Source organism: Marilutibacter maris (assembly GCF_003233695.1).
GTDB lineage: Bacteria > Pseudomonadota > Gammaproteobacteria > Xanthomonadales > Xanthomonadaceae > Marilutibacter > Marilutibacter maris.
Genome location: NZ_CP029843.1, coordinates 1,622,576 through 1,643,174 on the forward strand (window position 1 = coordinate 1,622,576; position 20,599 = coordinate 1,643,174).

Consider the following 20,599-nt stretch of genomic DNA (forward strand, 5'->3'; position numbering starts at 1 on the left):
CAACCCATTGCTTTTAATGGTCATTTTTCTATTTCTCATCGTTCCTCGGCTCGCAGACTTAGGTCCCGTGTTCCCCCGAAACTGCGGCTTCTAGATCACGAGGTGATCAACAGCGCGCATACCGGACGGTGGCCTCGACACTTTCGTGGGAGTGAAGAAAGACAACGTATGAAGCTGGCAAACACCCTACGCCCGGCCTGACGGAAACAGGCCCCCTGCAGTCGAATGTTGACAGTCCCCCTGACTTGTCCCCCGGGCCATCGACGTGCATGCACGATGCGACGGCCTTCACAGTCAACGGTAGCCCAAGGACACAGACGAGGTCTACGCCACTGCCGGGCGGGTGGCCCGTCCGGTGCCGTCGGTGGGGACGGGGGCGGCGCGCTAAAATATCGGGTTCCGTTCCCCGCATGGCTGCCCCCGTCTATGACCGTCTCCGCCCACAAGGTCCAACCGAATCTGTCGCCCATCCCGGGCATCCGCAACATCATCGCGATCGGCTCGGGCAAGGGCGGGGTCGGCAAGTCGACCACCGCGGTCAATCTGGCCCTGGCGCTGGCGGCCGAGGGCGTCCGGGTCGGCGTGCTGGATGCCGACATCTACGGGCCCAGCGTGCCGGCGATGCTCGGTTTGTCGGGGCGCCCGGACAGCCCCGACGGCAAGACCATCGAGCCGATGCGGGCCTACGGGGTCGAGGCGATGTCGATCGGCCTGCTGGTCGACCAGGACACGCCGATGATCTGGCGCGGGCCGATGGCGACCTCGGCGTTGACCCAGCTGCTGGAGCAGACCCGCTGGGGCGGCGAGGAGGGCCTGGACTACCTGATCGTCGACCTGCCGCCCGGAACTGGCGATATCCAGCTGACCCTGGCCCAGAAGATCCCGGTGGCCGGCGCGGTGATCGTCACCACGCCGCAGGAGATCGCCACCCTCGACGCGCGCAAGGCATTGAAGATGTTCGAGAAAGTCGAGGTGCCGGTACTGGGCCTGATCGAGAACATGGCCGTGCACGTGTGCTCGAACTGCGGCCACAGCGAGCACATCTTCGGCAGCGGCGGCGGCGCACAGATGGCCGAGCGCTACGGGGTGCCGTTGCTGGGCAGTCTGCCGCTGGATGTCGGCATCCGCGAACAGGGCGACGCCGGCAGCCCGATCACCGCCGCGGCTCCGGATTCGCCGGCGGCCCAGGCCTACCGGCAGGCGGCCAGGGCGATGGCGCAGGCGCTGGACGGGCGGCCGCGTGCGCCGATGCCGATCTCGGCGTCATTGCGGGACTGAGTCACAAATATGAATGAATCTTGAATGGACTCGCGCAGGGGGCCGGCGCCGGGTTGTTGCGCCCGCAGCATCGAAAAACAGCCTTGATCCGAAAAGAAAAAAGACAGGCTCGGCAAAGGCGGGGTGAGTCGGGCTGAGGGTTTTTCCCGGGCTGCGCGATCTGACAGGTTCTGCTAGCGTCGGCCGGTCGCCCGTTTCGGGGCGTCGTGCAAGACCATTTTCTGGGGGTTAGTGCATGAACCGAGCAGTTCGCAGTTCCATCCTGGCGGGTGCGGTAGTGGCCGTCCTTGGCGTTTCGTCGGTCGCGGTCGCCGGTGGGCGTCCGGACCTGGTGCTGAGGGATCTGGGCGCGGGCAAGGCGCACCGGGCCGGGGAGTTGATCGTCAAGTTCCGCGACGGCGTCGACGCCGACCAGCGTGGTGCGGTCCGCGGCGGACTGCGTGCGCAGCAGGCCAGGACCGTCCATCGCGGCCGCAACGGCGGCGACGTGGAGCTGATGCGACTGCCGGCCGGCATGGCGCTGGGCGTCGCGATCAAGGCCCTGCAGAACGACCCGGCGGTCGAGTACGCCGAGCCGAACTGGACCTACCAGCACTTCGCGACCTCCAACGACACCTACTACACCAACGGCTCGCTGTGGGGCATGTACGGCAACACCACCAGCCCCTCGAACGCCTACGGTTCGCAGGCCGCCGAGGCCTGGGCCGCCGGCCATACCGACTGCAGCAACGTCTATGTCGGCGTGATCGACGAGGGCATCTACTACAACCACGAAGACCTCGCCGCCAACGTCTGGACCAATCCCTACGATCCGGTCGACGGCATCGACAACGACGGCAACGGCTATGTCGACGACGTCCATGGCTGGGACTTCGAGGGCGGCGGCAACGACGTCAACTCCGGCGGCTCCAACGACGACCACGGCACCCACGTGTCCGGCACCATTGCCGGCGTCGGTGGCAACGGCAAGGGCGTGGCCGGCGTGTGCTGGTCGGGCGTGAAGCTGATCAGCGGCCGCTTCCTCGGCCGCCGTGGCGGCAGCACCGCCGACGCGATCGAGGCGGTCGACTACATGACCGACCTGAAGGTCCGCCACAACATGAACATCGTGGCGACCAACAACTCCTGGGGCGGCGGCGGTTTCTCGCAGGCGCTGCAGGACGCGATCGGGCGCGCCGGCGATGCCGACATCCTGTTCATCGCCGCGGCGGGCAACGATGCCTACGACAACGATGCGCGGGCGAGTTACCCGTCGAACTATTCGAACGCCAACATCATCGCGGTCGCCTCGATCACCAGTTCCGGAGCGCTGTCGAGCTTCTCGCAGTGGGGCGCGACCACGGTCGACCTGGGGGCCCCTGGCTCGGCGATCTATTCGACCGTGCCGGTCCGCTCGAAGGGCAACGTGGTGTCGGGCTATGCCAGCTACAGCGGCACCTCGATGGCGACTCCGCACGTGACCGGCGCCGCGGCGCTTTACGCGTCCTCGCATCCGACCGCCACCGCGGCGCAGATCAAGGCGGCGATCCTGAACGCCACGGTCGCGACCCCGTCGCTGCAGGGCAAGGTGCTGACCGGCGGCCGCCTGGACGCCAGCGGCTTCTGATCGATCCGGCTCTGATCGACCCGGTTCTGATCGATCCGGCAATCGTATGACCAGAGGGGCCCGGGCGACCGGGCCCTTCTGCATGCGGCGGCGGGAGCGGGCGGGGCCGCGCATCGCGGACGGCCTGCGGCTAGAATCGGCGTTCCCCAAGACAGGTGACACGTCCCGAATGAGCATCAAGTCCGACCGCTGGATCCGCCGCATGTCCGAGCAACAGGGCATGATCGAGCCGTTCGAGCCCGGCCAGGTCAAGCATGCCGGCGGCGAGCGGATCGTCAGCTACGGTACCTCCAGCTACGGCTACGACGTGCGCTGCTCGCGGGAGTTCAAGGTCTTCACCAACATCAACTCGACGATCGTCGACCCCAAGCATTTCGACTCCGGCAGCTTCGTCGACGTCGAGTCCGACGTGTGCATCATTCCGCCCAACTCCTTCGCGCTGGCGCGCACCGTCGAGTATTTCCGGATCCCGCGCGACACGCTGGTGGTCTGCCTGGGCAAGAGCACCTACGCGCGTTGCGGCATCATCGTCAACGTGACCCCGCTGGAGCCGGAGTGGGAAGGGCACGTGACCCTGGAGTTCAGCAACACCACGCCGCTGCCGGCGCGGATCTACGCCAACGAGGGGGTCGCGCAGATGCTGTTCTTCCAGTCCGACGAGGTCTGCGAGACCAGCTACCGGGACCGTGGCGGCAAATATCAGGGCCAGACCGGGGTGACCCTGCCCAGGACCTGAGCCGGCGGATCGATCTTCAACACAACAGGCAACATGCAAGGAGGGGGTATGCAACAGGACAACAACAATCCGTACCAGAGCCCGCAGACCGTCGTCGAGGACGTGGTCGACGGCGACGACCTGGCCGGCCGCGGGGAGCGGCTCGGCGCGGCGATCATCGACGGTCTGATCATGATCGCGGTGATGGGGCCGTTGATGTACTTCGGAGGCTACTTCAGCTTGGCGATGGAAGCGGCCGCGCGCGGCGAGCAGGTGTCGGTGGTGTCGCAGCTGATGTGGGTGGTGATCGGTTTCGTGGTGTTCGTCGCGATCCAGTTCGTGCCGCTGAACGCGAGCGCGCAGACCTGGGGCAAGCGCCTGGTCGGCGTGCGCATCGCCAATCTCGACGGCAGCCAGCCCGGCATCGGCCAGCTGTTGGGCAAGCGCTACCTGCCGGTGCAGGTGGCGACCTCGATCCCGTACCTCGGTGGCCTGATCGGCCTGGTCAACGTGCTGCTGATCTTCCGCGGCGACCGCCGCTGCGGACACGACCTGATCGCCGGCACCCGGGTGATCAAGGCGCGCTGAACCGGCCGCAGGGCCCCGGCAGCAACGAGAACCCCCCGCTCCGGCGAGGGGTTCTTCGTTTGCGGGCGGCGATGCCGGATACGGGACTCAGTGGGTGGCGCCGGCGGCGACGCGGATGTCCTCATCGGTGGTGAGCGCGGTGCGCACCGCGATCCGCAGTCCGTCGGCGACGGTGCCGACCGGCAGGCTTGCCGCACCGGGATGGCGCGCGGCCTGTTCGGGCGAGTAGGGCACGTGGATGAAGCCGCCGCGGACCCGCGGCTTCGCCCTCAGCGCGTGCATCAGGCCGTACAGCACGTGGTTGCAGACATAGGTGCCGGCGGTCTGCGAGACCTCGGCCGGAATCCCGGCCTCGCGCAGCGCCAGCATCATCGCCTTCAGCGGCAGGCGGGCGAAGTAGGCCGCCGGACCGTCGGCGACGATCGGCGTGTCGACCGGTTGCGCGCCGGCGTTGTCGGCGATGCGGGCGTCGTCGACATTGATCCCGATCCGTTCCAGCGAAAGCTGCGCCCGGCCGCCGGCCAGGCCCACGCAGATCACCAGCGTCGGCCGGGTTTCGCGGATCGCGGCGCGCAGCTGCTTCAGCGAACGGTCGAACTCGACCGCCAGGCAACGCGCGACCACCCGGTGCCCGGCGATGCGGGCGCCGTCGAGCATGCGCACCGCCTCCCAGCTGGGATTGCCGGCATCCTCGCCGAACGGCTCGAAACCGGTCAGCAGTACCGTGGGCAGGGATCGGCGGGACATCGGCGGGCTCCGTCGGAAGGCTTGAGGTCAGAACGCGAACACCAGCCAGTACATCAGCGCGAGGTTGGCCAGCATCAGCGGCAATGCGGTCGGTACCTGCGCGCGGATCACCGCGTTGGGGTCGTCCAGCTCCAGCAGCGCGGCCGGCACCAGGTTGAAGTTGGCCGCCATCGGCGTCAGCAGGGTGCCGCAGTAGCCGGTCAGCATGCCCAGCGCGCCGAGGATCGCCGGATTGGCGCCATGCTGCTGGATCAGCAGCGGCAGGCCGATGCCGGCGGTCATCACCGGAAACGCGGCGAAGGCGTTGCCCATGATCACCGTGAACACGACCATGCCCAGCCCGTAGGCGACGATGCAGGCCAGCCGGCTGTCGGTCGGGATCACCGAGGACACCAGGCTGGCGACCGCTTCGCCGACGCCGCTGGCGCCGAACACGCCGCCCAGGGTCGCCAGCACCAGCGGCAGCAGCGCCGCCCAGCCCATCGTGTCGAGCAGGCGCCGGCCCTCGACCGCGGCCATCCGCGGGCGTTCGCCGGTGACCCGGATCGCGACCAGGGCCGAGACCACGCTGGCCAGCGACAGCCCGATCAGGGTGATGCTGCCGGCGCCGAACAGGCGGAATTCGCCCCAGCCCAGCTTGTCGCCGAACAGCACCACCAGCACGGTGATCAGCGGAATCAGCAGGGCCGGCCCGAACAACCGGTGGCCCAGACGCTGGGCCGAGGCCCGGCGCTGCGCTTCCGGTGCCTCGGCCAGGTGCTCGCGGCGCATCCGCGGCGCCAGCAGCGCCAGCGCGATCACCGCCGTGCCGGCCAGCTGCGATGGCAGCGGGTCGCCGGCTTCGGTCGCGGCCAGCACGATGTTGCCGGTGCCGAACAGCGCCGCCACCAGCGACCAGAACGCGGCGTGGGCGTAGCGACGGTCGCGCAGATTGCAGCCGCCGGCATACAGCAGCAGGCCGCCCAGCAGCCAGTAGAACAGGTCAAGGCTGAGCATTCGGGACCTCCCGGCCGGCCGCGGCCAGCCGGCGTCGCATCGCGCGCTCGAACATCCGTACCCGCAGCGCGTGGATCGCGAACGCGGCGATCGCGGTCGGCAGGGCCCACAGCGCGATCTGCAACGGTTCCAGCACGATGCCGTGCTCGGCGTAGAAGCCCTGGATCAACAGCACCGCGCCGATCGCGACGAACACGTCCTCGCCGAAGAACAGACCGACGTTGTCGGTCGCCGCGTCGATCGCGAACAACCGCTGGCGCTCGTCCCTGGGCAGCGGGCCCAGGTCCTTCTCGGCGGCGGCCTCGCTCATCGGCGCCAGCAGCGGCCGCACGGTCTGGGCATGGCCGCCGACATTGGTCAGCCCGAGCATGCTCAGGACCTGGCGCAGGCCCAGGTAGCCGATCAGCAGGCGGACCAGGTTCAGCCGCCGCAGGCCGCCGATCCAGGTGTGGGCATGTTCGCGCAGGCCGGCGCGTTCCAGCAGCCCGATCGTCGGCAGGGTCAGCGCGTACAGCAGCAGGGCGCGGTTGGAGACGAAGCTGTTGCCGAGCAGGGCCAGCAGTTCGGGAATCGATTTGCCCGCGGCGAGTCCGCTGACCAGACCGGCGCCCACCACCACGATCACCGGGTTGAAGCGCAGCACGAAGCCGACGACGACGCAGGCCACTCCAAGCAGCGGCCAGTAGTTGATGACGGCGTCGCTGACGAGCGCGGCACTCATGGGCGCGGGCCGCTCATCCCGATGCGCCCGGCGCGCGGATGCCGATGCCGTCGGCCTCCAGTGTCTCGCGCAGCCGTCGCGCGAAGGCCGCCGCGTCGGGCCGGTCGCCGTGCAGGCACAGGCTGTCGGCGTGGACCGCGACATGGCCGCCGCCGGCCACCGGTGCGCGCGAACGCAGTACCAGTTCGCGGGTCTGGGCGATGGCGGCGTCGATGTCCTCCAGCACCGCGCCCGGGGTACCGCGCGGCAGCAGGCGGCCGTCGTCGCCGTAGCCGCGCTCGGCGAACACTTCGTGCGCGACCCGCAGCCCGTTGGCTTCGCCGGCCGCGGTCAGCGCCGAACCGGACAGCCCGTACAGGATCAGGTCCGGATCGAACTGCACCACCGCCTCGGCGATCGCCTCGGCGACGGCGGCATCGCGCGCGGCCATGTTGTACAGCGCCCCATGCGGTTTGACGTGGGCCAGGCGCACGTCCTCCTCGGCGGCGATGCGCGCCAATCGCCGCAGCTGCGCGGTGACCAGCAGCATGACGTGACCGGATGTCACGGGTTGTTCGCGACGGCCGAAATGCTCGCGGTCGACCAGTCCGGGGTGGGCGCCGGCGGCGACGCCGTGATCCCGGCACAGGCGCAGGGTCGCGCGCATGCTGTGATCGTCACCGGCGTGGCCGCCACAGGCGATGCTGGCGCTGCTGATCAGCGGGATGATCGCGGCGTCGTCGCCGCAACCCTCGCCCAGGTCGCAATTGAAATCGATGTCCGGCACCGGGCCCGGTCCGTGATGGATATGCGAAAGGAGCCTAGGCAATCAGCCGGCCGGTGGCAACGACCGCAGCCGCTCGTCGAGCAGGTACTCCAGTCGCCGCCACTGCGCCCGCCGCGCCTCTCGCAGCGAGGCGGCGGTGTCCGCGTCCACCGCCACCAGTTGCAGGGCGGTGCCGGGGCCGGCCTGGGCCAGCAGCGGCAGATCGGCGGTGATGACATGGCCGATCCGGCGGTAGCCGCCGGTGGTCTGGGCGTCGGCCAGCAGCACGATCGGTTGACCGTCCGGTGGCAACTGGAGGGTGCCGGGGGCGACCGCGGTGGAGACGATGTCGCCGGCGGGCACCTGCAGCGCTTCGCCCTGCAGGCGCAGGCCCTGGCGGTTGCTGCGGACATCCACCCGCCATGGCCGCGATGCGAGCGCGCGCGCGGTCTCGTCCAAGGCCATGGCGGGGACGAAGTGCACGACGATCGCCGCATCCGGCAGCGGGTCGAATTCGACCCACCACGAAGGCTGCCAGGGCAGTTGCGGCGACGGCAGACCGGCGCTGGCCGCCAGCAGCACATCGCCGCGGACCAGGGCGCGGCCGGCATGGCCGCCGAAGCCGCCGCGCAGATCGGTGCTGCGGCTGCCCAGCATCGGCGGGGTGCGCAGGCCGCCGGCGATCGCCAGCCAGCCGCGGATTCCGTGCCGCAGCGGGCCGATCCGCAACGAACCCGGTGGCAGTCGTACCGGCCGGCCGCTGCCGACCGGGGTGCGGGTGCCGTCGCCAGCGGTATGCGAGGCCTCGACCTCGGCGCCGCACAGGGCGATTGTCGTCGGCGCGTCCAGACGCAGGGTCGGGCCGATCAGGGTGTATTCGAGCACGGCCGCATCGGCCGGGTTGCCGACCAGGCGGTTGGCCAGCCGCGCCGCGTCCGGATCCAGTGCGCCGGCGGCGGCGACGCCGAGATGGCGCCAACCTGTGCGGCCACGGTCCTGGACCGTGGTCAGCGCGCCGGGCTGCTCGACCTGCAACTTCATGTGCCCGGCCTCATTCGCCCGCTCCGGTCCGCCGGCCGGCGAGCCGTTCGAAGGTATCGGCGTCGATCGCGCGGAAGCGCACGCGGTCGCCGGGCGCGAGCAGGGCCGGGGCCTCCAGGCTGGGATCGAACAGCACCAGCGGCGTGCGGCCGAGTATCCGCCAGCCGCCGGGGCTGTCGCGCGGATAGATGCCGGTCTGGTGGCCGCCGATCGCGACCGAGCCGGCGGGAATCCGCGTCCGCGGCGTCGCCAGTCGCGGCAGGGCCAGGGTCGCGGGCAGTCCGCTCAGATAGGGAAAGCCCGGCGCGAAACCGATCATCGCGACCGTGTACACCACCGAGGCATGGCGGTGGGCGAGGGTGTCCGCGTCCAGGCCCAGCTCCCGCGCGGCGTCGTCCAGGTCGGGGCCGAAACGCCCGCCGTAGCTGACCGGGATGTCGACCACGCGTCCTGCCGGGGGCCGTGGCTGGTCGTCGTCCCGGTCCAGCGCGGCCTGCAGCCAGCGCGCCACCGCGTCGGCGCCGACCACGTCGAGGTCGAAGAACACGCCCAGGCTCGAATAGGCCGGGACCAGGTCGGTCACTCCCGGCAGGCGCTCGCGGTCGAGCCGGGCCGCCAGCGCGTGCACCCGCGTCAATGTGGCGGTGTCGACCGAGTCGCCGAATCCGACCAGCCAGGCGTCTTCGGCGAGCGCTTGCAGCGCCGGGGCGGAGGCGGGCACCTGTGCGCCGCTCACCTGTCCAGGGCGCGCCCGAGCCGGTCCACGCGGGCGACCAGTTCCTCCGGCGTGTAGGGACGGGCGGCGGCGGTGCCCCAGACCGGTCGCGGCCAGGCGATGTCGTCGCGGAAGCGCGCGATCACGTGCACGTGCAGCTGCGGCACCATGTTGCCCAGCGCGGCCACGTTGAGCTTGTCGGGCTTGAACTCCGCCTGCAGCACCCGGCTGACGGTGTCGATCTCGCGGGTCAGTGCGGCGCGGTCGGCGGCGCGCAGGTCGGTCAGCTCGACCGCGTCGGCGATCCGCGGCACCAGGATCAGCCAGGGGTGGTTGGCGTCGTCCATCAGCCGCAGTTCGCTCAGCCCGAGGTGGGCGACCGGGTGGGTGTCCTCCGCCAGTTGCGGATCCAGGTGCCAGTCGTTCGGTGGCGCGCTCATCGCAGGCTGTCCTCGAGAAACTCCAGGGTGCGCGGCCAGGCCGCGGCGGCGGCCTCCGGCACGTAGTCGTGGCGCTGCTCGCAATTGAAGCCGTGGCCGGCGTCGTAGACATGAATGTGCGCCTGCGGCAGCTTCTCGCGATGGGCCTGGACCGCGGCCGGCGGGATGCTGGCGTCGTGCTCGCCGAAGTGGAACATCATCGGCGCGCGCAGCGGCTCGTCCAGGAACGCCACGCTGCGGCTGCCGTAGTAGCCGACCGCGGGCAGGCCGAGCCGGGTGTTGCACAGGAAGGCGAGGGTGCCGCCGTAGCAGAAGCCGACCGCGCCGGTGCGCAGGCCCTCGGCCTGAAGCAGTTCGGCGGCCGCCGCGGCGCAGTCCATTGCCCGCTCCAGCCCGAGCGCGGCGACCAGGGTGCGGCCGCGCTCGATGCCGGCCGCGTCGTAGTCGAGTTCGACCCCGCGCTCGACCGGATCGAACAGCGCCGGCGCCAGCGCGGTGAAGCCGGCCTCGGCCAGCCGTTCGGCGACGCTGCGGATGTGCGCGTTGACGCCGAATATCTCCTGCAGGACCACCACCGCCCCCTTGCCGGTGCCGACCGGGTCGGCGCGCCAGGCACCGATCGGGCCGTGCGGAGTGACGAGGTCGATCCAGTGGGACATGCGGCAATCTCCGTTCAGGTGGACACAGGGAGGTGCTGGGGCGCCCTGAACCGCCGATTCTAGGGCCTGGCGGGTGTTCGCGCTGGCCTCGCCTGGGTGACTGCAGGTGCCGGCGCGGTCGTTGCCGGCACCGATGCGAGCGGCCCCGGGGCTATAATTCGCGCCCCGCCGCCGTCCCGTCGCGCGCCCGACACCGCGCCGGTCCGCGCTCGCCCCCCGTTCCAGGTTGCCCGCATGACCCAGCCCATCGCCAAGTCCGCCAATCCCAGGGTCGGCTTCGTCAGCCTCGGCTGCCCGAAGGCCCTCGTTGACTCAGAACGCATCCTGACCCAATTGAAGGTCGAGGGTTACGATCTGGTGCCCAGCTACGACGACGCCGACGTGGTCGTGGTCAACACCTGCGGCTTCATCGATTCGGCGGTGGCCGAGTCGCTGGACGCGATCGGCGAGGCGATGGCCGAGAACGGCAAGGTCATCGTCACCGGTTGCCTGGGCAAGCGCGAGGAGGTGATCCGCGAAGCCCACCCGGGCGTGTTGTCGATCAGCGGCCCGCAGGACTACACCAGCGTGATGAGCGCGGTGCACACCGCATTGCCGCCCCGGCACGATCCGTTCGTCGACCTGGTGCCGCGGCGCGCGCTGGAGGACAGCGCCGATGTCGGCATCAAGCTGACCCCGAAGCACTACGCCTACCTGAAGATTTCCGAGGGCTGCAATCACCGCTGCAGCTTCTGCATCATCCCGTCGATGCGCGGCGACCTGGTCAGCCGCCCGGTCGATCAGGTCCTGCGCGAGGCCGAGAAGCTGGCGATGGGCGGGGTGAAGGAATTGCTGGTGATCTCGCAGGACACCTCCGCCTACGGCGTCGACCTGCGCTATGCCGAGCGCGAGTGGCGCGGCCGCGCCTGGCAGACCCGGATGAAGGCCCTGTGCGAGGGGCTGTCCGAACTGGGCATCTGGACCCGCCTGCATTACGTGTACCCGTACCCGCACGTCGACGACATCATTCCGCTGATGGCCGACGGCAAGCTGCTGCCGTATCTGGACATCCCGTTCCAGCACGCCAACCCGCGCATCCTCAAGCTGATGAAGCGCCCCGGCGCGGTCGACAAGACCCTGGAGCGGATCCAGCGCTGGCGCGGGATATGCCCCGACATCACCATCCGCAGCACCTTCATCGTCGGCTTCCCGGGCGAGACCGACGGCGAGTTCGAGCAGTTGCTGGACTTCCTGGAGGAGGCCCAGTTGGACCGCGTCGGTGCGTTCGCCTACTCGCCGGTCGAGGGGGCTGTCGCCAACGACCTGCCCGACCCGGTGCCCGAGGAGGTCAAGCAGGAGCGGCTGGCGCGGTTCATGGAGCTGCAGGCCGATATCTCGACCGCGAAGCTGGAAGCCAAGGTCGGCACCACCCAGCGCTGTCTGGTCGATGCGCTCGACGGTGAGCTGGCGATCGCGCGCTCGATGGCCGATGCGCCGGAGATCGACGGCCTGGTGCAGGTCCAGAACGGCTTCGAGGCGGGGCTGAAGCCGGGCGAGTTCGTCGACGTCCAGATCATGGGCAGCGACGAGCACGACCTGTACGGCGAGGTCGCGTTCGACGATTGAGCCCGCGGCATCGCGGTCGCGGCATCGGCAGGCGGGCGTTCGGGTCCGCCTCGTCGTTTCCGGGACGGTGGCGGCCGCCGTTCAGCCCGCCAGCCAGGTCAACAGCAATGCCGCGGCGGCCATCGCCGCCAGTCCGCCGGCGACCTGCAAGGCGTAGCCGCGCGGACCGCTGGCGACCGCGAGCACGCCCTTGGCCAGCGCCGATGCCAGCAGCAGGCCGGCCAGGCCCAACCGCGCGTGTTCGAGGGTCATGCCGTCGCCCTGGGCGAGCTGGGCGACGCTGGCCGCGGCCGCGTGCAGCTCGGCCAGCGCCACCAGCATCGCCGCGACCAGCGCGCCGGCATCGCCGAACAGGCTGCGCAGCCAGGCCGAGAGCAGCAGCACCGCACTGATCAGAAGGCCCAGCAGCAACGCCTGGCCGATCTTGAACGCGCGCGCCGACGGTGCCGAGGGCAGCGCTTCGACCCCGTCGCGGTCGAGCAGGCCCCAGGCCGCCGATACCAGCAACGCCAGTCCCGCGCCGAGCAACGGCCACAGGCTGGCGCGCAACAGGGTCGGCGAGACGGTGCCGACGACACCGGCGAACAGCAGCAATGAGGCGAGGTTGGCGAGCAGGGCGGCCGATGCCGCCGGCGCGACGTGCGCCGGGTCCTGCCGAGCCTGCTGGCCGAAGCCGGCCACCGCCGCGGTCGACGAGGCGAAGCCGGAGAAGAAGCCGGCGATCGGCAGTCCCCAGCGCGCCCCGACCAGGCGCAGGGCGAGGTGGCCGATCATGCCCACGCCCATCACCAGCACCACGATCCGCCATAGCGCCGACGGCACCAGCACGCCCCACGGGTCGATCGGCTTGTCGGGCAGCAGCGGCAGGATCACCAGCGCGGCGGCGGCCAGCATCAGCCCGTCCTGGAGTTCCTGCTCGGCCAGCCAGCGGCGGGCGAAACCCTGCAGGGGCCGCTTGGCGAACAGCAGCAGCGCCGCGACCACCGCCAGCCCGCCCGCCCACGGCGGCGACAGCTGCGCCAGCGCCGCCAGCAACGGGGTGACCAGCAGGGCGACTTCGCCGGTCAGCCCGGGGTCGGTCTCGCGCGTGTGCAGATAGCCGGCAATCGCGTAGGCGCTGATCGCCAGCAGCAGGACCACGAACACGGCCGGGCCGATGACGATCGCGACGGCGGCGGCGGTCGCCGCCAGGGTGTGGGTGCGTACCCCGGCCACCGCGATGTCGTCGGGGGCATGGTGGCGTTCGCGGATCACGCCGATCAGCAGTCCGATCGAGATCGCGGTCAGCAGGCCTTGCGCGGACAGGGATGGGTTCACGTCGACTCCCGGAGGTGATGCGGCCATGGTACGGCGTCGGTGCCGGCCGGTGCGGCAACGACGACTCGAGCTGAACGGGGCGGAGGCGGCCTAGACGGTCCTGTCACGGTGTCCGTGCTTGCATGGTCTCAGCGCAAGCTGCCGGCGTTACGCGTTCCGGCACCCGCGCCGGGCGGCTGCATGGCACTGCGCGAGGAGGGCCCATGCCTACCACCATGACCGACCACTCCCACAAGCACCGTCACGACTTCCATATCAGCGTGCCGGGCGCGCACATCTCGATGAAGGCCGTGGTCTGCGCCAGCGTCGCCGCCGGCATCGTGTTCCTGGTGCTGGAGCTGATCCTGACGCCCCTGTTGATGGGAGTCAGCAGCTGGGTGCCGATGCGGATGATCGCCGCGATCACGATGGGCCGGGCGGTGCTGCCGCCACCGGAGACCTTCGAGTCCGGCGCGGTCGCCGCGGCCCTGGTCGTCCACTTCATCCTGTCGTTCGTCTACGCGCTGGCATTCGCGTTCTTCGCCAAGGGCCGCTCGTTGCTGACCGATACCCTGCTCGGCGCCGGGGTCGGCCTGCTGTTGTACGCGGTCAACTACTACGGTTTCACCCAGTTGTTCCCGTGGTTCGCCGAGATGCGGCACTGGGTGTCGGCGCTGATCCATCTGGCCGCCGGCGCGACGATGGGCGCGACCTATGCCTGGAGCGTGCAGCGGTTCGTACCGCCGTCGCATCCCTCGACAGGTGGGTGACGGGCGTCCCGCGGCAGCGGGAGGGCGGGCGCGTCAGTCGAGGTCGATGCGGCCGTATTCGATGGCGACGATGGTGTAGCGGGCGAGGCCGCCGGGCAGCTCGGCGTCGAATTCGTCGTCGAGGCGCTTCTTCAGCATCGCTCGCGCCAGTGGCGAGTCGATGCTGATCCAGCCGCGACCGGCGTCGGTCTCGTCGGGACCGACGATCCGGTAGCGTCGGCATTCGCCGTTGTCGATGTGCTCGATCTCGACCCGCGCGCCGAAGAACACGACCTGCGGGTCGCTGGGAGCGGCATCGACGACCTTCAGCGCCGGCAGCCGCTTGCTCAGGTAGCGCACCCGGCGATCGATCTCCCCCAACTGCTTCTTGCGGTAGGTGTACTCGGCGTTCTCCGATCGGTCGCCCTCGGCCGCCGCCGCGGCCAGTGCCTGCACCACCTCGGGCCGGCGGACGCGCCACAGCACGTCCAGCTCGGCCTTGAGGCGGTCGTGGCCCTCGCGGGTGATCAGCGCGGTGCTGCGTTCGGGGGGCGGACGCCAACGACCCATGGTGGTCGCTTACTCCGCGGCCGCCGCATCGGCATCGGCAGCGGCTTCGCGACGCAGGCCGTAGTCGAGGGTGCTGTCGATGTCCTGGCCCTCGATGTCGAGCAGGCGCAGTTCGTCGACCGAGACCAGCCGGTACAGGCGATCGTCGTCGCGCTTGCTGTTCGGGTCCAGGCGCAGACTCTCGCCGGTCGCAGGCTCGCCTTCGACGGTCCAGGTGCCGCCCAGCTCGAAGTCGCCATCGGCCTGGTCCTGATAGTGCTCATCGAGCTTGAAGGTGCCGTCGGCCATCAGTTCCAGACGGGTGTCGATGCCGGGGCAGCTGGCGCAGGGCAGGGTGCCGGCGAAGACGCCGGGCAGGGCCTTGGTGTCGATCGGCGCGACCGTCTCGGTGGCGGGCGGTGCGACGGCCTCGGCCGCCGGCGCGGGTTCGGCAGCGGCTTCGGCGGCGGGCTCGGGCTGCTTCTGGCAGGCGGCCAACAGCAGGGTGGCGGTGGTGGCGGCGAGAATCAGGGGAAAGCGACGCATCCGTGGACTCCTTGTGGTCGGGTGGGCGTTGTGTGGGGGGCTGGAAAACGGAATCGGATGGAACCGATGTTGCGGACGCTGGCAGCGCGGCGCTGAACGTCGCCCGAAGCCGGGCTCAGCGCTTGCCGCCGAACAGGCCGCCGAGCAGGCCGCGCACGATCTGCTGGCCGATCCGGCTGCCGACGGTGCGCGCGGTCTGCTTGGCCATGGTCTCGACCATGCCCTGGCGGCGCTTGGTGCCGAACACCGCGTCCTTGATCGCCTGGCCGAAGCCGCCTTCCTCGGCATCGTCGTCCTCGCGCCGGCGCGCCGGCGGCGCCTTGGCCTGCCCGGCCGCGGCCTGGGCCTTGGCGGCGAGCATCTCGGCGGCGGACTCGCGGTCGACCGGGGTGTCGTACTTGGCACCGACCGGACTGCCGGCGCGGACCCGTGCCCGCTCGGCCTCGGTGATCGCGCCCATCCGGCAGCGCGGCGGCGCGATCAGGGTGTGCTCGACCGGCATCGGCACGCCCTTGTCCTGCAGGGTCGATACCAGCGCCTCGCCGGTGCCGAGCCGGGAGATCGTCTCGACCACGTCCAGCGCCGGGTTGGCGACGAAGGTCTCCGCCGCGGTCCGCACCGCCTTCTGGTCGCGCGGGGTATAGGCGCGCAGCGCGTGCTGCACGCGGTTGCCGAGCTGACCGAGGATCTCGTCGGGGACGTCGTCGGGGAACTGCGAGCAGAAGTACACGCCCACGCCCTTGGAGCGGATGATCCGCACCACCTGCTCGACCCGTTGCCGCAGGGCCGGCGGCGCGTCGTCGAACAACAGATGGGCCTCGTCGAACACGAACACCAGCTTCGGTTTGTCCAGGTCGCCGACCTCGGGCAACTGCTCGAACAGCTCCGACAGCAGCCACAGCAGGAAGCTCGAATACAGCCGCGGCTTGAGGATCAGCTTGTCGGCGGCGAGCAGGTTGATCACGCCGCGGCCGTCGGTGGTGGTGCGCATCAGGTCGGCCAGGTCCAGCGCCGGCTCGCCGAAGAACATCTGCGCGCCTTCGCCCTCCAGTCGCAGCAGCGCACGCTGGATCGCGCCGATCGACTGCGCGCTGACCAGGCCGTAGGCGGTGGAGATGTCCTTGCGCTCGGCGGCGACCAGGCCGAGGAGGGCACGCAGGTCCTCCAGGTCGAGCAGCAGCAGGCCGCGGTCGTCGGCGAGCCTGAACACGATGTCGAGCACGCCCGACTGGGTATCGTTGAGGCCGAGGATGCGGGCGAGCAGGGTCGGGCCCATCTCGCTGACGGTGGTGCGGACCGGGTGGCCGAGCTGGCCGAACAGGTCCCAGAACACGGTCGGGCTGCCTTCGCTGGCGTAGCCGTCGATGCCGATGCGGTCGATCCGCTCCTGCAGCCTGTCGCTCATCTCGCCGGGCACCGCCAGGCCGGCGATGTCGCCCTTCACGTCGGCCATGAACACCGGCACGCCGATCCGCGAGAAGCCCTCGGCCAGCACCATCAGGGTGACCGACTTGCCGGTGCCGGTGGCGCCGGCGACCAGACCGTGGCGGTTGCCCAGCCGAGGCTGCAGGACGACGTGGCCAGGACCGTCGGACGCGCCGTCCGTCGTGCCGGTGATGGCCTTGCCGATGAGGATAGGGTCCATGCTCGACTCCATTCAGGTTCCTGGCGATTCTAGGTGCAAACCGAGACGGCGGGCATCGTGACCGGCGGTGGTTGTGATACCGAGAGTGCAGACGATACCCTGCGCCTTCGTTTTTCATCAGCCGTCGTTCATGCCCGCTTCCGCTTCTTCGTCCACGCACTTCCCCGCTCGAGCGTCCGCTCGCGTCGCCGCCACCGCCGCCCTGTCGGTCGCTCTCGTCACCCTGCTGTCGCCAGCGCCGGCCGAGGCGCTTTCGCGCCGCGACCAGGCCGCGGTCGAATCGATCGACCAGCGCATGCAGGCGGCCGAGGCCAAGTACCGCGAGGCGATGGTGATGACCGGCAACGCCGACCCGGAGGGCGTGCGGATCGGCGACGAGGCGCTGGAGGACATGGAGGACGTGATGGCCGACTGCGCGAAGCAGCGCGGCTGCTCGCCGACCACCCTGCTGGCCACCTACAAGCGCCTGCTCAAGCTCAATGTCGACGCCCAGGACCCGTTCGCCGGCCAGTTGGACCCGGCCGATGCCGACCCCGACCACGTCGACCTGGGCGAGGGCGAGTCCGATCCGCTGGCCGCCGACGTGCCCGAGGCGGCCCGCGCCGCCGCGCTGCTCGACGACCGCCGCCACCGCTTCGACGAGATGGTCAAGTACAACCCGGCGGTGCAGGCCGGCATTCGCCGCTGGCTGACCGACATGCGGCCGTCGCTGATGAACAGCTACGAGAACTACCAGTACATGCGCCACCTGATGTGGCCGCACTACGAGCGCGCCGGCCTGCCCGAGGCGCTGCTGTTCGGGATCATGGCCAAGGAGTCCAACGGCAAGGTGCACGCGCGCTCGCGCGCCGGCGCCGCCGGGCCGATGCAGTTCATGTACGCGACCGGCCAGCGCTTCGGCCTGGGCAAGGACAGCCACGGCTTCGACACCCGCTACGACCCGTATGCGGCCTCCGAGGCCAGCGTGCGCTATCTCAACGAGCGGATGGGCGAGCTCAACCGCAACATCGAACTGGCGCTGGCCGCCTACAACGGCGGCGAAGGCCGCGCCCGCCGCATCCACCGGGAGCACCCGGGCCAGGACTTCTGGGACGAGTCGGTCTACAACGAATTTCCCGCCGAGACCCGCGACTACGTGCCAATGGTGATCGCCGCCGCGTGGCTGTTCCTGCACCCGAAGCAGTACGGCATCGAATTCCCGAAGGTCGACCCGCGGCCGGCCGCGCTGACCCTGGCGCAACCGACCTCGATCTACCAACTGACCATCTGCCTGGGCAGCGGCGGCACCCGCGACGGCTACATGCGCGCGTTGCGCAACCTCAATCCGCGCTATGACGCCGATACGGTGCTGCCGGCCGGCACCGTGCTCAACGCGACCACCCGGGTGGCCGGCCTGTACAACCGCTGGTGCGTGCGTGGCGCGCGTGCCGAACTGGCACGCACCCTGGTGCTCAGCGATCCGGATCGGGCGATCGTGCGCACCGGCACGGTGACCCGGGTCGCCGACACCGCGGTCGCGGCGGCAGCGCCGCAGCGTCCGCGCACCTACCGGGTGCAACGCGGCGAGACGCTTTCGTCGATCGCCCGCAAGTTCTCCTGCGGCACCGGTGAGCTGGCCCGGGCCAACGGCATCCGCCCGCCGCGCTACACCATCCGGCCCGGCCAGAAGCTGAGCCTGGAGGGCTGCGGCGGGTGAATCGCGGCGCGCGGGCGCCGGCCTGGTTGTGGGTGGCGATCGGCGCCAGCGGCGCGCTGGCGGTCGCTGGCGCCTGGGGCGAGGGCCCCACGGCGCTGCACTACCTGTTCAAGCCGCTGACCACGCTGTTGATCGCCGGCGGCCTGTGGCGTCATCGCGACCGCGCCGATGGCGGCTATGCCCATCGCGTGCTGGTCGGCCTGTTGCTGTCGACCGTCGGCGACATCGCCCTGATGTTTCCCGGCGACGCCTGTTTCATGATCGGCCTGGGCGCGTTCCTGCTCGCCCACCTGGCCTACTGGTCGGCGTTCCGGCGGCGGCTGAAGTCGGTGGCCGGACGCGGTCCGCAGTGGCCGTGGCTGGCCTATGTCGCCGTCGCCGCGGCGGTGCTGGCGGTCCTGTGGCCGCATCTGCCGGGTGCGCTGCAGGCGCCGGTGCTGGCCTACATCGCGGTGCTGGTGGCGATGGCCGCAAGCGCCACGCAGGCCTGGCGGCGCGTGGGCGGCGCTGCCGGCTTCGCCGCGCTGGGCGGGCTCAGCTTCGTGGTCTCGGATGCGAGCCTGGCGCTGGACCGCTTCGTCGCGCCGCTGCCGGCCGCGGTGCTGCTCGTGCTGGCGAGTTACTGGTTCGCGCAGGCGCTGATCGCGCGTTCGGGAATGTCCGAACGCGACGCGGGCTGAGCGCGGACGGGGTCAGGGCGTCGGCAAGCGCTCGCCCAGACGCTGGCCCAGCCGTACCGGCGTTTCCGCGCCCAGGTCCGGGGCCAGTTCGGCGACCCCGGGCGGCAGCAGCACGACCACGGTGGAGCCGTAGTTGAAGCGGGCCATCTCCTCGAAGCGCTCCAGCAGGATGTCCTGGCCGCGATAGTCCTTGCGGGTCACCCGGTCGGCGTAGGCCGGAATCTCCTCGCCGCTCCATACCGTTTCGACCCCGGAGACCAGCAGAGCGCCGACCATCACCGAGGCCATCGGCCCGAAATCGGTGTCGAAATGGCAGACCAGACGCTCGTTGCGGGCGAACAGGCGCGGCACGTTGCGGACCGCGTCGGGGCCGACGCTGAACAGACGCCCGGGCACGTGCACGGTCTCGCGCAGGGTGCCGGTCCAGGGCATGTGCACGCGGTGGTAGTCGCGCGGCGACAGGTAGACCGTGGCGAAGCGGCCGCCATGGAATGCGGCCGCATCGGTCTCGCTGGCCAACAGCTCGGCGGCGCTGAACGACTGCCCCTTGGCCTGGAAGATGCGGCCGTCGGCGTCGATCGGGCCGCACTGGCTGATGCGGCCGTCGGCCGGCATCAGCAGGGCGCCGGGGTCGGGGTCGGGCGTGCGTGCGCCTGGCCTGAGCGCGCGGGTGAAGAAACTGTTGAAGGTCGGGTAGGCGGTCGGGTCCGGCTGCGCCGCCTCGGACAGGTCGACGCCGAATTTCCGCGTCACCGTGTCGATCAGCCACTGCTTGATCCGCGGGTTGTCCGAGTACGCCAACCCGCGGGCCAGCGACGACAGCAGCCGGTGCGGCAGGGCATAGGTCAGCGTGGTGACCAGGCTCATGGGCGCGCGTCCCCGGTCAGCGCCGCCAGGTCGGCGGCGATCTTCGCCGGCTCCAGCGGCGGCCGGATCAAGCCGGCCATCCGGCCCTGCGGATCGAGCACGGCGATCGTCGCGCTGTGGTCGATCGAATACTGGTCGGCGGGCACGCCTTCCGGCGGCGGCACCTTGGCGAACACCATGCTCAGCGACGCCGCCAGCTGCTCCAGCGCCGGCAGGCTGCCGGTCGCGGCCAGGGTGTCGGTGTGGAAGGCGTGGGCGTACTGGCCGATCAGCTCGGGGGTATCGCGCTCGGGGTCGACCGAGACGAACAGCACCCGCGGCCGGGTCGGTTCGGGGATGCTTTCCCAGGCCTTCTGCGCGCGTGCCAGTTCCGCCAGGGTGGTCGGGCAGACGTCGGGACAGTGGGTGAAGCCGAGGAAGACCGCGGTCCAGTGTCCCTGCAGCTCGGAAGGCTCCAGCGGGGTGCCGTCGGATTGGGTCAGCTCGAACGGGGGCAGGGTGCGGACCGGCTGGAACAGCCGTACCGTCTGCAGCTCCGGCGCGGGCGCGCCGCCGGCCGGTCCGAAGTAGCGCGTCGCCGCCCACAGGCCCAGTCCGGCGGCGAGGGCGACGATGAGGATATAAGCAGTGGTGCGGTTGAACATGATCGATCCGACTGAGAACGCGGGGGCATGATAGCGGCCATGCGCGGCCGGCGGCGGCTATAATCGCCGGC

General features: G+C 70.5%; 22 protein-coding genes. 8 read left to right on the plus strand and 14 right to left on the minus strand.

Annotated elements, in window-relative coordinates; translation table 11 throughout:
* Window positions 1–426: 426 nt before the first annotated feature.
* From apbC to C9I47_RS07180, 4 genes are all read left to right on the plus strand, one after another.
* Window positions 427–1,278 carry an iron-sulfur cluster carrier protein ApbC gene (apbC, locus tag C9I47_RS07165; RefSeq protein ID WP_111266130.1) on the plus strand — a complete coding sequence of 284 codons (852 nt, stop codon included), beginning with the start codon at window positions 427–429 and terminating at the stop codon, window positions 1,276–1,278.
* A gap of 235 nt (window positions 1,279–1,513) precedes the next feature.
* On the plus strand, window positions 1,514–2,884 hold the full coding sequence (locus C9I47_RS07170; protein WP_111266131.1) for a S8 family peptidase: 1,371 nt from the start codon (window positions 1,514–1,516) through the stop codon (window positions 2,882–2,884).
* A gap of 169 nt (window positions 2,885–3,053) precedes the next feature.
* A complete protein-coding gene (dcd, locus tag C9I47_RS07175; RefSeq protein WP_111266132.1) occupies window positions 3,054–3,620 on the plus strand; it encodes a dCTP deaminase in 567 nt (188 codons plus the stop codon).
* Between the two features lie 48 nt (window positions 3,621–3,668).
* On the plus strand, window positions 3,669–4,187 hold the full coding sequence (locus C9I47_RS07180; RefSeq protein ID WP_111266133.1) for an RDD family protein: 519 nt from the start codon (window positions 3,669–3,671) through the stop codon (window positions 4,185–4,187).
* 87 nt (window positions 4,188–4,274) lie between these two features.
* Here the strand turns inward: C9I47_RS07180 and pcp are convergent, their stop codons facing one another.
* Genes pcp through C9I47_RS07220 form a run of 8 tightly spaced genes read right to left on the minus strand, consistent with a single transcriptional unit; the run spans window position 4,275 to window position 10,251 of the window.
* Window positions 4,275–4,934, minus strand: a complete 660-nt coding sequence (pcp, locus tag C9I47_RS07185) for a pyroglutamyl-peptidase I (RefSeq protein ID WP_223250317.1) — start codon at window positions 4,932–4,934, stop codon at window positions 4,275–4,277.
* A 27-nt stretch (window positions 4,935–4,961) separates the two neighbouring features.
* On the minus strand, window positions 4,962–5,930 hold the full coding sequence (locus C9I47_RS07190; protein ID WP_111266134.1) for a DUF979 domain-containing protein: 969 nt from the start codon (window positions 5,928–5,930) through the stop codon (window positions 4,962–4,964).
* Complete coding sequence (locus C9I47_RS07195; RefSeq protein WP_223250318.1) at window positions 5,917–6,651, minus strand: DUF969 domain-containing protein; 735 nt, start codon at window positions 6,649–6,651, stop codon at window positions 5,917–5,919. The genes C9I47_RS07190 and C9I47_RS07195 overlap by 14 nt, the downstream gene beginning before the upstream one ends.
* 13 nt (window positions 6,652–6,664) lie before the next feature.
* On the minus strand, window positions 6,665–7,417 hold the full coding sequence (locus tag C9I47_RS07200) for a 5-oxoprolinase subunit PxpA (RefSeq protein ID WP_111266135.1): 753 nt from the start codon (window positions 7,415–7,417) through the stop codon (window positions 6,665–6,667).
* Between the two features lie 42 nt (window positions 7,418–7,459).
* A complete protein-coding gene (locus C9I47_RS07205) occupies window positions 7,460–8,437 on the minus strand; it encodes a 5-oxoprolinase subunit C family protein (RefSeq protein ID WP_111266136.1) in 978 nt (325 codons plus the stop codon).
* A gap of 10 nt (window positions 8,438–8,447) precedes the next feature.
* Entirely contained in the window at window positions 8,448–9,158 is a 711-nt protein-coding gene (gene pxpB, locus C9I47_RS07210; protein ID WP_111268019.1) for a 5-oxoprolinase subunit PxpB, read from the minus strand.
* Between the two features lie 11 nt (window positions 9,159–9,169).
* Window positions 9,170–9,592, minus strand: a complete 423-nt coding sequence (locus tag C9I47_RS07215) for an HIT domain-containing protein (protein ID WP_111266137.1) — start codon at window positions 9,590–9,592, stop codon at window positions 9,170–9,172.
* The gene (locus C9I47_RS07220; RefSeq protein ID WP_111266138.1) at window positions 9,589–10,251 is read right to left on the minus strand and encodes a dienelactone hydrolase family protein; all 663 of its coding nucleotides are present in this window, start codon (window positions 10,249–10,251) and stop codon (window positions 9,589–9,591) included. The genes C9I47_RS07215 and C9I47_RS07220 overlap by 4 nt, the downstream gene beginning before the upstream one ends.
* Before the next feature lie 234 nt (window positions 10,252–10,485).
* Between C9I47_RS07220 and rimO the strand changes: the two genes are divergently transcribed.
* Window positions 10,486–11,856, plus strand: a complete 1,371-nt coding sequence (rimO, locus tag C9I47_RS07225; protein ID WP_111266139.1) for a 30S ribosomal protein S12 methylthiotransferase RimO — start codon at window positions 10,486–10,488, stop codon at window positions 11,854–11,856.
* Between the two features lie 81 nt (window positions 11,857–11,937).
* On the opposite strand, the gene C9I47_RS07230 is transcribed toward rimO, so the two are convergent.
* Window positions 11,938–13,173: an MgtC/SapB family protein gene (locus C9I47_RS07230; protein ID WP_190238627.1), complete on the minus strand. Its 1,236-nt coding sequence runs from the start codon at window positions 13,171–13,173 to the stop codon at window positions 11,938–11,940.
* Between the two features lie 203 nt (window positions 13,174–13,376).
* On the opposite strand from C9I47_RS07230, the gene C9I47_RS07235 reads away from it, so the two are divergent.
* Entirely contained in the window at window positions 13,377–13,922 is a 546-nt protein-coding gene (locus tag C9I47_RS07235; protein ID WP_141482928.1) for a hypothetical protein, read from the plus strand.
* A 33-nt stretch (window positions 13,923–13,955) separates the two neighbouring features.
* Here C9I47_RS07235 and greB read toward each other — a convergent pair whose 3' ends face one another.
* From greB to C9I47_RS07250, 3 genes are all read right to left on the minus strand, one after another.
* Window positions 13,956–14,471, minus strand: a complete 516-nt coding sequence (gene greB / locus C9I47_RS07240) for a transcription elongation factor GreB (RefSeq protein ID WP_111266142.1) — start codon at window positions 14,469–14,471, stop codon at window positions 13,956–13,958.
* A gap of 9 nt (window positions 14,472–14,480) precedes the next feature.
* Window positions 14,481–14,996 (minus strand): copper resistance protein NlpE, encoded by a 516-nt coding sequence (locus C9I47_RS07245; protein WP_111266143.1) that lies wholly within the window; start codon window positions 14,994–14,996, stop codon window positions 14,481–14,483.
* 115 nt (window positions 14,997–15,111) lie between these two features.
* Window positions 15,112–16,641 carry a helicase HerA-like domain-containing protein gene (locus C9I47_RS07250; RefSeq protein WP_111268020.1) on the minus strand — a complete coding sequence of 510 codons (1,530 nt, stop codon included), beginning with the start codon at window positions 16,639–16,641 and terminating at the stop codon, window positions 15,112–15,114.
* Between the two features lie 130 nt (window positions 16,642–16,771).
* Between C9I47_RS07250 and C9I47_RS07255 the strand changes: the two genes are divergently transcribed.
* On the plus strand, window positions 16,772–18,337 hold the full coding sequence (locus C9I47_RS07255; protein WP_111266144.1) for a transglycosylase SLT domain-containing protein: 1,566 nt from the start codon (window positions 16,772–16,774) through the stop codon (window positions 18,335–18,337).
* The gene (locus C9I47_RS07260) at window positions 18,334–19,017 is read left to right on the plus strand and encodes a lysoplasmalogenase (RefSeq protein ID WP_223250319.1); all 684 of its coding nucleotides are present in this window, start codon (window positions 18,334–18,336) and stop codon (window positions 19,015–19,017) included. Before C9I47_RS07255 ends, C9I47_RS07260 begins: the two co-directional genes overlap by 4 nt.
* Window positions 19,018–19,029: 12 nt before the next feature.
* Here the strand turns inward: C9I47_RS07260 and asd are convergent, their stop codons facing one another.
* Both asd and C9I47_RS07270 read right to left on the minus strand, forming a co-directional pair.
* Window positions 19,030–19,884 (minus strand): archaetidylserine decarboxylase, encoded by an 855-nt coding sequence (gene asd, locus C9I47_RS07265; RefSeq protein ID WP_111266146.1) that lies wholly within the window; start codon window positions 19,882–19,884, stop codon window positions 19,030–19,032.
* Window positions 19,881–20,528 carry an SCO family protein gene (locus tag C9I47_RS07270; protein WP_111266147.1) on the minus strand — a complete coding sequence of 216 codons (648 nt, stop codon included), beginning with the start codon at window positions 20,526–20,528 and terminating at the stop codon, window positions 19,881–19,883. The genes asd and C9I47_RS07270 overlap by 4 nt, the downstream gene beginning before the upstream one ends.
* Window positions 20,529–20,599 lie beyond the last annotated feature (71 nt).

What these genes read in the sequence shown, in the direction of transcription:
- asd (WP_111266146.1), bottom strand. Translation starts at nt 19,884, where the DNA reads ATGAGCCTGGTCACCACGCTGACCTATGCCCTGCCGCACCGGCTGCTG.
- rimO (WP_111266139.1), top strand. Translation starts at nt 10,486, where the DNA reads ATGACCCAGCCCATCGCCAAGTCCGCCAATCCCAGGGTCGGCTTCGTC.
- C9I47_RS07220 (WP_111266138.1), bottom strand. Translation starts at nt 10,251, where the DNA reads ATGTCCCACTGGATCGACCTCGTCACTCCGCACGGCCCGATCGGTGCC.
- greB (WP_111266142.1), bottom strand. Translation starts at nt 14,471, where the DNA reads ATGGGTCGTTGGCGTCCGCCCCCCGAACGCAGCACCGCGCTGATCACC.
- C9I47_RS07255 (WP_111266144.1), top strand. Translation starts at nt 16,772, where the DNA reads ATGCCCGCTTCCGCTTCTTCGTCCACGCACTTCCCCGCTCGAGCGTCC.
- C9I47_RS07215 (WP_111266137.1), bottom strand. Translation starts at nt 9,592, where the DNA reads ATGAGCGCGCCACCGAACGACTGGCACCTGGATCCGCAACTGGCGGAG.
- C9I47_RS07245 (WP_111266143.1), bottom strand. Translation starts at nt 14,996, where the DNA reads ATGCGTCGCTTTCCCCTGATTCTCGCCGCCACCACCGCCACCCTGCTG.
- C9I47_RS07250 (WP_111268020.1), bottom strand. Translation starts at nt 16,641, where the DNA reads ATGGACCCTATCCTCATCGGCAAGGCCATCACCGGCACGACGGACGGC.
- C9I47_RS07205 (WP_111266136.1), bottom strand. Translation starts at nt 8,437, where the DNA reads ATGAAGTTGCAGGTCGAGCAGCCCGGCGCGCTGACCACGGTCCAGGAC.
- C9I47_RS07235 (WP_141482928.1), top strand. Translation starts at nt 13,377, where the DNA reads ATGCCTACCACCATGACCGACCACTCCCACAAGCACCGTCACGACTTC.
- apbC (WP_111266130.1), top strand. Translation starts at nt 427, where the DNA reads ATGACCGTCTCCGCCCACAAGGTCCAACCGAATCTGTCGCCCATCCCG.
- C9I47_RS07170 (WP_111266131.1), top strand. Translation starts at nt 1,514, where the DNA reads ATGAACCGAGCAGTTCGCAGTTCCATCCTGGCGGGTGCGGTAGTGGCC.
- C9I47_RS07190 (WP_111266134.1), bottom strand. Translation starts at nt 5,930, where the DNA reads ATGCTCAGCCTTGACCTGTTCTACTGGCTGCTGGGCGGCCTGCTGCTG.
- C9I47_RS07180 (WP_111266133.1), top strand. Translation starts at nt 3,669, where the DNA reads ATGCAACAGGACAACAACAATCCGTACCAGAGCCCGCAGACCGTCGTC.
- C9I47_RS07270 (WP_111266147.1), bottom strand. Translation starts at nt 20,528, where the DNA reads ATGTTCAACCGCACCACTGCTTATATCCTCATCGTCGCCCTCGCCGCC.
- dcd (WP_111266132.1), top strand. Translation starts at nt 3,054, where the DNA reads ATGAGCATCAAGTCCGACCGCTGGATCCGCCGCATGTCCGAGCAACAG.
- pcp (WP_223250317.1), bottom strand. Translation starts at nt 4,934, where the DNA reads ATGTCCCGCCGATCCCTGCCCACGGTACTGCTGACCGGTTTCGAGCCG.
- C9I47_RS07195 (WP_223250318.1), bottom strand. Translation starts at nt 6,651, where the DNA reads ATGAGTGCCGCGCTCGTCAGCGACGCCGTCATCAACTACTGGCCGCTG.